The sequence below is a fragment of the Dasania sp. GY-MA-18 genome, assembly GCF_024734385.1.
Lineage (GTDB): Bacteria > Pseudomonadota > Gammaproteobacteria > Pseudomonadales > Dasaniaceae > Dasania > Dasania phycosphaerae.
The window spans coordinates 46,045-56,678 of the sequence record NZ_JANHAP010000017.1; the positions used below are offsets into that span (position 1 = coordinate 46,045).

Genomic DNA, 10,634 nt, shown 5'->3' on the forward strand with positions numbered 1-10,634 from the left:
CTGTAAAAAAGCTAAAAATCATAAGCAAAAAGCCAAGCATAAACTCATTCAGAGACGCTTGGCTTTTTTAATGGCTGTTATACAGCCATGTATAGACTTAATCTTTGCCCCACTCTTTTTCCATGGCCAAATACAAAAACGATGCCGTCCATGTAATCAACACCAGGCCTGTTAGCGACTCTATGCCGGTCAAATAACGCAAGCCGCCGCTGGGGTAAATATCACCAAAACCCAAAGTGCTATAGGTGGTGAAAGAGAAATAAACACAATCCAACAAGCTGCCATCGGTATGGCCTAGCAACTGCCCCCACAAACCCGCCGTATGCATAACATAATATGCCAAGGCAAACAGCCAGATTTCAATCGCGTGAGCCACTAAGGCCAATAACACGCCGGTGATAATTTTAAAGCGCGGCTTGAGTGACGGCCGCAACAAATGCACCGACATGCGCGATAAAAATTCGTAATGTATCAATACCGCCAGCGTCACAACTAAGGTGACTATAATAAAAACCACAAACATAAAAGCCACCTTATCAGCGTTGTGCGGCTATGCTTAAACGCCCGCTTGCTTTGCTGGCAGGCTCTTGTTCAAAATCACAAAGCCTACAATTCCGGACAATAAAGAGCCAACAATAATACCCAGGCGCTCATCAAATAATAGGTTTACCCCGGTTTCTTCAAAAGCCAATGAACCTATAAACAAGCTCATAGTAAAACCTATGCCGCAAAGGGCCGAAGTAGCATACAAGCTTAACCAGTTCATTTGATTAGGCATACGGGTAAGGCCTAATTTGATGGCCAAACCGCACAGTACAAACACTCCTAATTGCTTGCCTACAAACAGCCCTAAGGCTATGCCTAAAGGTACATCGTGCATCATTTGCTCGACCCCTACCCCGGATAAACTAATACCGGCATTGACAAAAGCAAAAACGGGTAACACAAAAAAGGCCACCAGGCTGTGCAAATCGTGCTCTAAACTTTTTAAGGGCGAGTACTTGGGGTCCTGCTTAGAACGCATAGGTACAAACATCGCCAGTATCACGCCCGCCAAAGTTGCATGCACCCCAGACTTTAGCATCGCCACCCACATCACCAAGCCTATAAAAATATAAATACTGCGCGACTCAACATGGCGGCGGTTAATAAAGGCCAATAAAGGAATACACAAGCCAACAACAATTAAGGCTAAAGTAGAAATTTTTGAGGTATAAAAAACCGCAATAATTAATATCGCGCCTATATCATCAAAAATGGCCAGGGAAGTTAAAAAGATTTTCACGCTTACCGGTACCCTAGAGCCCAGCAGCGATAAAACACCTAACGCAAATGCAATATCCGTGGCAGCGGGTATGGCCCAGCCCTGAGCAGCTACCGGGTCATCACTGTTGAAGTATAAATAAATCAGGGCGGGCACCAGCATGCCCCCTACCGCACCTATGCCAGGTAAAATAATATTACGCTTGTCGCTAAGTTCACCTTCTATAAGCTCGCGCTTTAACTCCAAACCCACTAAAAAGAAGAATATGGCCATAAGGCCATCGTTTACCCATAGCAATAAAGGCTTGGCAATTTCTAAAGCCCCTACGCGTACCTCTACTGGGGTATCGAGTAATAAATCATAATAAACGGATAACGGGGTGTTGGCACAAATCAGTGCCAGGGCTGCGGCTATCATCAATATAATGCCGCCAGCGGCCTCAAACTGAAAAAAACGTTGTACTAAAGAATCGGGCTGTGCGCTCATAAAATCTCGGCTTATCGGTTAACGGTTTAACCACCACTAAGCTTAGCGGCGGTTAAGCGGGCAATAAGCTTACAAGCTTTTAGGGCCGTTGAAAACTTAAGACAGATTGATCAAGTTATGAGCTGTTGAGGCCAGCCATGCTTATCGAGATAGGCTTGCAAGTTTTTAGGGCGGTATTTTTCATTGGCTAACCAACGCTGTTTAACCGAACTATGTATCAATACCTTATCCAGGCCGTGATCAATTTCACGCCAGTAAGTTTTTTTAACCCTATAAAAACTGCGCCGCGAATTGTGCAGTGTTGCATTGGGATTGGGGCTAGCATTCGCTTTGATATGCGGCTCCACCTCCAAGCCCGCTCTGGCAGCCTCTTGTAGCATCCACAACAGCGGCGTATCCGACAATAAGCTGCCGTCCTTATCGGGCTTATAACTACCACCTACGTTGCTGTGAGCGCCGGCAAACCACACTTGTTGCATGTCCATGTTAGCTTGTGGCTGCCACACCGTAGGTTCAAAATCGCTACGGTTTTCATCTATGGCCATAGCGTGGCGCGCAATACGTATATTGCTGCCTATTTTGGTGTCGTAAAACTCGTCTTTATCTTCAAATAAACCCAAAAAAGATACGGGTATACCCATGGCCCCCACCGTATCCCAAACGCCAACAAAGGCGATCTCCCGTGAAGGATGGCTATGCCGCTCCCTAAAGGCAATGGCTTTAACGCCTCTGGGTGCGTAATCGGCACCGCTTTTTTTATACAGATTAAAAGCCTCTTGTATAAGGGCGGCATCAGGGCGCTTGATGATACCGCAATTATTTATCAAGCCGCACAGCGAACGTATGGTGTAAGACCCGCGACTAAAGCCAAATAAAAATATCTCATCACCGGGAGAGTAGTTTTGTACGATGTAACGATAATCATCCATAATATTTTTATGCAGGCCGCGCCCGGTTGCACCAGCCACAAAGCCATCGTGATATGAGCCTATGCCCCAATCATAAAACACCTGCTGTGGCACCAGTAGCTGGCCACTTTTAGCTACCGGCTTGATAGCGCGGGCAAGCTTTAACACATTGGTAGGGAAATCTTTACTGGGGTCTTCTTCGGGTTTATTCCAAGTGCCGTCGGCACAAATAACTATTCTTTTTTTCATATTTATTACTCATTTCCTTATTACAGTAATTTAATGATTAACGCCAACGGCCATCACTGTGACAGGCCAAACCAGCAATCACCGTACCTACTGGATACATATGGCCGTTGTACCAGCACTCGGCCTGGGCATAGGCCGTTAAGCTTAACCACAACCCTAATATCAATAATTTTTTCATCATTATCAGCCTCTAAAGTTTTAGTGCTTAAATAGTAATGCTGGCCAAAACAATACGGGCTTTAACTAGTATATTGTTTTGCTCAAAACTAGCCCCTAACCACTGCTCTACATGCTGCTTACTCAGCCAGAGGTTATAGTGCTCTAATGGGCGCTCTTGGCCTGTACAATTGGCGAGTTGCTCGCGGGCTGCGTGTATATTCATTAGCCCCTGCGCAGTGACCAAGCTGGCATTGGGTGGCGCCACCTCATAGGCAACCAAGGCATTGCCAAACAATGGGGTATCGCGGCAGGCTTTAGCCACCGGACCGGTAACGTTTTGTTCGTCCACAAAATGAATATTAAGATTTACTGGTATGGGCCGAAAAGGCCCCTCTTCACGCTTGGCCAAATTGCGCAGCTTGCGGCCTAGCTTATGGGTATTATTGAGTGCTTCGATCTTGGAAATTAAAACACTGACCTCGGCATCTGACAGCGTTGCCACATCGATGGATTTAACAGATTGAGTGTTTCTACCTAAAGCAAATAACTCGGCACCGCTTTCATAATGAAAAGTTATGTAAACCCCTTGCGAATCGGGCTTGCACAACACACCTAACACAGCCCCAATAATCAGAAACAAACCCAATAAAACAATCGTGCCTATATTGTCCTTAAAATAACTAAACATAGTGCCTCCCGTTAGCTTTGGCATACAACTGGATGTATTAAAAAAGCAGGGAACTACATAGAGGCTTGAGAACGCAGAACAACAAACCTAAACCAACCCTGGTAACAGCTTGTAAAAATGAGTGAGCGCCGCTCAGCGACGCTTATTCCTAGTTATAACTCTTTAAGCGCAAAAGTGCCATCTCCTTTAAGTGCAAAGCACCTTAGCTTTGGGGTGATATTGGTAAACAAATAGAAGATTGGAACAAGGCCTGAATGGCCTTTTCATAGATATCCCTCTCTAATTGAGACACCCATATCAGACACCTCTTTAATCGAGACACCCACTATAAGAGCCACTATCCTCTATTAAGACACCCACAAATCTAATCAAGACACCCACAATAAAAATTGACAGCAAACAAAATTACTGTATATTTAAACAGTCCAATATATTGATAAACCAAGGAGCGGTTATCATGCCTAAACCCCGAAAGGAACTGATCTCTTTAGACGCAACGCCTTATTACCACTGCACCTCACGCTGCGTACGGCGCGCTTTTTTATGCGGCACTGACAGCTTTAGTGGTAAAAGTTACGAGCACCGCCGACTATGGGTTGAGCAACGGATTTTATTGCTAGCCTCTATTTTTACTATTGATGTATGTGCCTATGCCGTGATGAGCAACCACCACCATGTAGTGCTGCACATCAATAAGATTCAGTCACAACAACTCAGTAATAAGGCAGTTTGCCAACGCTGGCATAGATTGTATAAAGGGACCTTACTGACCCAACGCTATGCCAGAGGCGAGAAACTGACTAAAGCTGAGCAGGCTTCTGTTAATAACAAATTACAACAATGGCGCAACCAGCTTTGTGATATCAGTTGGTTTATGCGAGCACTCAATGAACCAATTGCCAGGCTAGCCAATGCGGAAGATAAATGTACTGGCAGATTTTGGGAGTCACGCTTTAAATCACAGGCTTTGCTAGACGAAAAAGCCCTGCTCGCGTGCATGGCCTATGTGGACCTTAACCCCATAAGAGCCAAGCTAGCTGCGACGCCAGAACAATCAAAGCACACCTCCATTAAAAAAAGACTAAGCGCTATGAAACAGCAACAACGCCCACCCAAAGCTCTAGCCAAGTTTATTGGCAACCCTAGAGAACCCATGCCACAAGGCCTCCCCTTTCAACTAAAAGATTATATAGAACTAGTCGATTGGACCGGGCGGATTATTCGTAGTGATAAACGCGGGGCGATCAGCCAACAGCTACCGCCCATACTTGAGCGCTTAGCAATACAGCCTCAGCAATGGCTGACGTTAAGCACACAATTTGAAAGTCGGTTTAAAAGCTTAGTGGGTGTTAAAAATAAACTGAAAGAAATCGCCCTAGCTATGGGCTACCAACGCACGCCAGGTCTGGCGAATTGCGCTGCTTTGTTTTAACTAATCCCTTCTAATGAATACCGATGCCGTTACGGCATATTTGTGCTGCATGAAAATTGTAGATGGGGTTATTTTAATCGCATATTGACGATTTCATTAATGATATTTTTATATCGACATCCTTGTTAGTGAACAATAGAGATTTATTTGTGTTTTATAGGCTGTTATTAAAGTGGGTGTCTTATTATCTCGCAGCTATGGGCTACCAACGCACGCCAGGTCTGGCGAATTGCGCTGCTTTGTTTTAACTAACCCCCTTCTAATGAATACCGATGCCGTTACGGTAGATTTTGTGCTGCATGAAAATTGTAGATACGGTTATTTTAAGCAGATTTTGAGGGTTTCATTAATGATATTTTTATATCGACATCCTTGTTAGTGAACTATAGAGATTATTTTGTGTTTTATAGGTTGGTATTAAAGTGGGTGTCTTATTATCTGTTGCTGGTGTCTTATTATCTGTTGATCCCTTCTAATCAATACCGATGCCGTTACGGTAGATTTGTGCTGCATGAAAATTGTAGATGCGGTTATTTTAAGCAGATTTTGAGGATTTCATTAATGATATTTTTATATCGACATCCTTGTTAGTGAACAATAGTGATTTTTTGTGTTTTATAGTTTGGTATTAAAGTGGGTGTCTTATTATCTATTGCTTCCATTTCAATTAAATCCATTGAGTTTAAAATAAATTCTTGATTTTCATCGAATAGAAAATGGTAACAACCACTTAGCACGTTTTCTTTGGTGAAATTTTTGTCTGAACTAGGCATTTTTTCGACGTATTCTGCAACATTTGCATACAATATCTCACCAAGTTCTTCTCTAGCATGATCTTCCAGCTCCATACTCTCAGGCAACTGAGCAATTATAACTGCCTCACCAGTAGTCGGGTTAATCTTGGTTGAGTAGCTAGGGCGATATTTAAGCTTACTGTTTAATAGAGTTAAATGAGACAACACCTCTCGAAGCTGTATAGGAGACAATGGCGCCGAAAGACGTTTAAAATGATCCGAAAAGAAATTCAGCGCTGCGCACGAATCGTCCAGAACCGCCAGAAAAGCAATATCATTAATTCTTAACAGAATCGTATTAGCGGCATACACATCTCTATAGTCATATTTATCCAAGTGCTCAGCAGTTTTGGCTGGAAGAACAATTAGAGAACCAAGACATTCATTACTAATTGAAATTCCATTTTGTAGAGCGCGAATCATGCAATGAATATGATGTAGTAAGCCCCATTCATAATCGCTGGATATTGGATCGTCACCCAATCTTTTATCCAAATTCTTTCGCAAATAACTATCTTTAAGGTGTGTCTTAAAGAAAATAAGGGATAACCATAGAAATATCTTCCACGGACCATTTGTTTGAATATATGAGTTGACGGAATTTAAGCCACCGTCAATTACTGACCTCATCTCTTCTTCAACTTCACTTCCTAGAAATGAATTGCATTCCTTGCAGCATGGCACCGTATACTTGTCGTATCGTACTTTTGCATCATTTGGCAAAGTAATAGATAACTTATAGATATCTAGCATTCGGAGAATCCACTTTGGTATCACATGCTCTTCGTTAAATTCTTTATCATTTGGCGATGCGCCACACATGAAGCAGCAATCACCTTGGCAGATATCAGACACAAATCTATCCATACTGAAAAAAATCACTCTCCCAGTTGAATCTTCTAACGAACCACCCGAGTGTTTCAAAAATGCTTTCAATTTTCTCTACTCACCAGATACATAACGCCGGTGGCACAGGCAAGCGGCGCAGCCGCTTGTCCAGTGGAGTGCCGAAGGCACGTAACGAGTGTGACCACCCTTGTTATGTGTGGAACCACACTGGCTTTTATTAATTTTATTGAGGGTAAAATTTAGCACGTATTTCCCTGTGTTGGCACTGACTTTTTTGCTGCCTCAGCAGCACAAACTGCTATTAAAATTTTGCACATACATTGCTTGGCACAATATTGCCTGCGCCGCCTCAGCTTTTCTACGTAGCACGTTGAAAGATGAGCATGAATTTTACTGCGACCATAATCGGCGGCGCTCGCACGATTAAGGGGTTTTACACATAACGCTTATGGCATGGGCGGCTGCGCAGCAGCCGTCCTGCCCGAAGGGCTTGCATGCCCATTTTTGTTATACCTTGACCTAAATATGCTGATAAATAGCGCTGCCTGAATAAGAACAATGCCAGTGATAAAGCCAAGATAGTGTTCAAATTCTTCGTGAAACTTTAGTGATGCTTGGGACATACCTTTGTTTGACTCAGCTAAATTAGTTAATGTGAATATGACTTTATCTTTTGTTAGTGTGATTTCGCCACTTTCTATTTTTTGTACGATTTCGAATAGCTGCTCTGAGCTTTCTTTATCTTGAGCGGACAATTCATAAAAAAAGTCACCAACAGTAAGCCAGCAGCCGGCACCAATACTTATTGTTAAAAGTAATGCGATTGATAATTTGGCAATTAGTCTATTCATGATTTAGGTATAACGCCGCTATAAAAGGCGCGCGTTAGCGCGTCCAGTGGAGGCCGTTTTTTGGCCGGAACGATTTTTGATAGCCTTGTTAAATGAAGCTTCCCGGGATGCAATCGGAGGGGAACCAACGCTCATTATTTTTAAATATTTTTGTTTCAACTTTGTTGTACCTGAACGAATAAACAACTTTATTGTACTGCCACTGTATATATGGATTTTCTTCTGATCCATAATTTGTTTTATCTCGCGTACCGTAATACAAGCACACATAGAATAGATCCTTGTAGCCTTCAATTGAATCAGAGTATCTATGGATTGTGATGGATTCAATGTGAGGATCTTTGATTTCTCCTGAAAACAGACTATCGCTATAATTTGACTGTACATGGAGATTTAGGAATCCATTTTCATCCTTTGCGGCCTTAACTGTGATCGTCCCTGCCGTTTTTGGACCTATCGCGGTTATGGTCACGGTTTGCCAATAGGCCGACCAAGTTACAGTACCCCAGGCTACAAGTGGAAATAGCAGAGATAATATTATGAGTATGGCTCGATTCTTCATGGTCATTTAACGCCGCAAACAGGGGCGCGCGTTAGCGCGTCCCGGCCGCAGGCCCTTGCTGATTTGCCTTGTTATAGGCCGCGCTCTCTATTAGAAGTACCTTTTTAAATGGGAGATCTTCTTCCATATATCCGCAGCTTTTAGATGCGCCCCACATGCTGCTGCCTGAATAACCCTTCCATTCAGCCAAAACCTTTCTGCTTTCTATTTCCTTAACCAGTTTCGTACTTACTCTTCGATCTGGCCTCCCGAAGGCATTTTTTGTATTGGAGTAATACTCGTATTTGCTCTCTAATTCATCACTAAATTCAACTGCTATACATTGACCTTTCTCTAGTGAAGGCAAATTTCGACGCGCATACTGCCTTTTTCTGGTAGCCCCTTCTGTTATTTTTATTGAGAGTGTGGATTGGCAATTCTTATCCGCTACGTCTGAAATGTAATACTTAGCAAATGTTTTATCGGAGTACTCTCGCTTCGCTTTCGCTTCCACATACCTAAAGCTGCCATCCATAATGGCTCTGAGTAAATCAGTACTTATGTTAAACGAATACTCGTAAAATCCTTGCGCAAATACAGTTTCATAAACTATTAATTTAGAATTTTTGCATTGCTCCACAGCCCATCTCTGTGGAGCAGTTCCACTATGCCTCCATGAAAACATAATAATAAGAAAAATAGCGAGACTTACTGTAAGCACTTTCCAATTTTCTGTCTCATTTGGTCTCAGCTTAACCAATAACGTTGCGGCACCATATACAACAGCAAAGATAATGATTGCAATAATAGGAAATAACGGGTGGCTCATAAATTATTTGACACTCTATTGGTGGAGCACTTTGCCCTATAACGCCTCAATAATGGGCCGGAGCACGCAGTGCGGAGGTCCAGCCCCGAAGGGGCGACATTGATTGACTTGTTAAATGCTCTAGTTCCAAGGTTGCTGATTAGCTATATTTTGTGCAATTTCACGAACTAATTTCTCGTTTATTCCGCCTTCTCGGTATTGATACAATTTTCCCCCCCGGCAGTTACAAGCCTTTATTTCATCTTTTTCATTTACCATTGCTTGGTTTATATATTCGCAGAATACACCAATCGTTTTTTTGCTTTCCTTGGGCTTTAGCTTATCTTCATGGAATTCTACGAACTGATTTAAGTGCTCCGAATTAAGCCTATGAAGGTCTTCTACGCTCTCTGTAACAACCATATCATTGTCGGGGTTTAGAATATCATTAACATTAATGGCTATCATACCGCGAGATTTAGAAGATTTATCATTCTTTAGCCTATTAAGTATTTGAGAGTTAGCCTTTTTAATATTACTTGAAACTTTATTGATTGAGCGTATTCGTTTACATTCTACATACAGTTTTGTATCCCCCACAAATGTAACGAGATCTGCTTTATGATTGAGGTCGACTTCATAACCGCCAGATATAAATCTTGCAGCTATGTTTAGCTCAAATAAAAAGTTTCTTGACTGATCTTTCATTGAAGAGTTTCTAAATGCACTTCCTGACACTACCTTTTTAAGCCTGTCTTTGAATGAATCAAAGTCAGCGCCATCCATCGCAGATTTAACCCTAATAAGGTCGATTGCCTCAGCATATGCATTCAAGTAGGCATGGAATGACTTTTCAAGATCACTATCGGAAGGGCTTCCTTCCAATACATTGGAAAGATTGTCGATACTATCCTTATACTGATTATATCTAGAAGCCTTGTAATTAAATCCTAAGCTCTCAAGCCAATCACAAGACTCTTCATAGCGAATGAGAGTTTCCTCACCATCTTTTAAATAGTGATTAAACGGTATTTCTTCATACTGCACATTTCTCTCCTTGAGTGCTGGGTTGTACATTTAACGCCTTTAGCAATGGCAGCCTGCGCGAAGCGCGCTGTAGGCTGTCCAGCCCGAAGGGCGATATTGCCTAAACTTGTTATACGTTGACTCATAGCTGAGCCTTAATTTGAAGGCATAGAGCCGTAAGGTTTTTATTAAAATCTATTTCTTTTGCCTCAGGAACTATGGGCTTTAATAGAACCCACGTATTATTACCTTGCCAAATTTCAACTGAGCCGAAGCCTTCCTCGCCGTCCCACTGGATCATAAATCGTTTTTCACCTGATGCATAAATGCTATGCATTGAGCCGCAATAGTCTAGCTCTGTATCAGGTTTATCCTCTTGGTAGCCCAAGGGGGATATAAGTTCTACGACTGCATTTTTAATCTTATGATATTCGTGCATCATTATTTACGTATAACGAGCTTGTAGAAAAACATTTTGGGATAAATTGCGTTTCAAATCTCGTCTCTAATTCGTTATCTGAGTTAATTTGGCTGTGTGTAGAATCAACCCATTTCAATTTGACATAATGCCATATTATG

At 42.3% G+C, this 10,634-nt stretch carries 12 protein-coding genes; 1 reads left to right on the forward strand and 11 read right to left on the reverse strand.

Going from position 1 to position 10,634, the window contains the following annotated elements:
* Positions 1-97: 97 nt before the first annotated feature.
* The 5 genes from NO559_RS16245 to NO559_RS16265 form a co-directional block, all read right to left on the reverse strand.
* The gene (locus tag NO559_RS16245; RefSeq protein ID WP_258332929.1) at positions 98-523 is read right to left on the reverse strand and encodes a potassium channel family protein; all 426 of its coding nucleotides are present in this window, start codon (positions 521-523) and stop codon (positions 98-100) included.
* Positions 524-556: 33 nt separating this feature from the next.
* A complete protein-coding gene (gene nhaA, locus NO559_RS16250; protein ID WP_258332930.1) occupies positions 557-1,750 on the reverse strand; it encodes a Na+/H+ antiporter NhaA in 1,194 nt (397 codons plus the stop codon).
* A gap of 110 nt (positions 1,751-1,860) precedes the next feature.
* A complete protein-coding gene (locus NO559_RS16255; RefSeq protein WP_258332931.1) occupies positions 1,861-2,907 on the reverse strand; it encodes a DUF2235 domain-containing protein in 1,047 nt (348 codons plus the stop codon).
* 37 nt (positions 2,908-2,944) lie between these two features.
* The gene (locus NO559_RS16260; RefSeq protein ID WP_258332932.1) at positions 2,945-3,088 is read right to left on the reverse strand and encodes a hypothetical protein; all 144 of its coding nucleotides are present in this window, start codon (positions 3,086-3,088) and stop codon (positions 2,945-2,947) included.
* Positions 3,089-3,112: 24 nt separating this feature from the next.
* Positions 3,113-3,754, reverse strand: a complete 642-nt coding sequence (locus NO559_RS16265) for a hypothetical protein (RefSeq protein WP_258332933.1) — start codon at positions 3,752-3,754, stop codon at positions 3,113-3,115.
* Between the two features lie 457 nt (positions 3,755-4,211).
* Here NO559_RS16265 and NO559_RS16270 point away from each other — a divergent pair, with 457 nt between their 5' ends.
* On the forward strand, positions 4,212-5,186 hold the full coding sequence (locus NO559_RS16270; RefSeq protein WP_258332934.1) for a transposase: 975 nt from the start codon (positions 4,212-4,214) through the stop codon (positions 5,184-5,186).
* A 587-nt stretch (positions 5,187-5,773) separates the two neighbouring features.
* Here the strand turns inward: NO559_RS16270 and NO559_RS16275 are convergent.
* The 6 genes from NO559_RS16275 to NO559_RS16300 form a co-directional block, all read right to left on the reverse strand.
* Positions 5,774-6,835 (reverse strand): hypothetical protein, encoded by a 1,062-nt coding sequence (locus NO559_RS16275; protein WP_258332935.1) that lies wholly within the window; start codon positions 6,833-6,835, stop codon positions 5,774-5,776.
* Positions 6,836-7,275: 440 nt separating this feature from the next.
* Positions 7,276-7,680, reverse strand: coding sequence for a hypothetical protein (locus tag NO559_RS16280; protein ID WP_258332936.1), 405 nt, complete (start codon positions 7,678-7,680; stop codon positions 7,276-7,278).
* 88 nt (positions 7,681-7,768) lie between these two features.
* The gene (locus NO559_RS16285; protein WP_258332937.1) at positions 7,769-8,248 is read right to left on the reverse strand and encodes a hypothetical protein; all 480 of its coding nucleotides are present in this window, start codon (positions 8,246-8,248) and stop codon (positions 7,769-7,771) included.
* A 25-nt stretch (positions 8,249-8,273) separates the two neighbouring features.
* Positions 8,274-9,050: a hypothetical protein gene (locus NO559_RS16290; RefSeq protein WP_258332938.1), complete on the reverse strand. Its 777-nt coding sequence runs from the start codon at positions 9,048-9,050 to the stop codon at positions 8,274-8,276.
* 120 nt (positions 9,051-9,170) lie between these two features.
* Positions 9,171-10,076, reverse strand: a complete 906-nt coding sequence (locus NO559_RS16295) for a hypothetical protein (RefSeq protein WP_258332939.1) — start codon at positions 10,074-10,076, stop codon at positions 9,171-9,173.
* A 121-nt stretch (positions 10,077-10,197) separates the two neighbouring features.
* Positions 10,198-10,497 (reverse strand): hypothetical protein, encoded by a 300-nt coding sequence (locus NO559_RS16300; RefSeq protein ID WP_258332940.1) that lies wholly within the window; start codon positions 10,495-10,497, stop codon positions 10,198-10,200.
* Between the last annotated feature and the right edge of the window lie 137 nt (positions 10,498-10,634).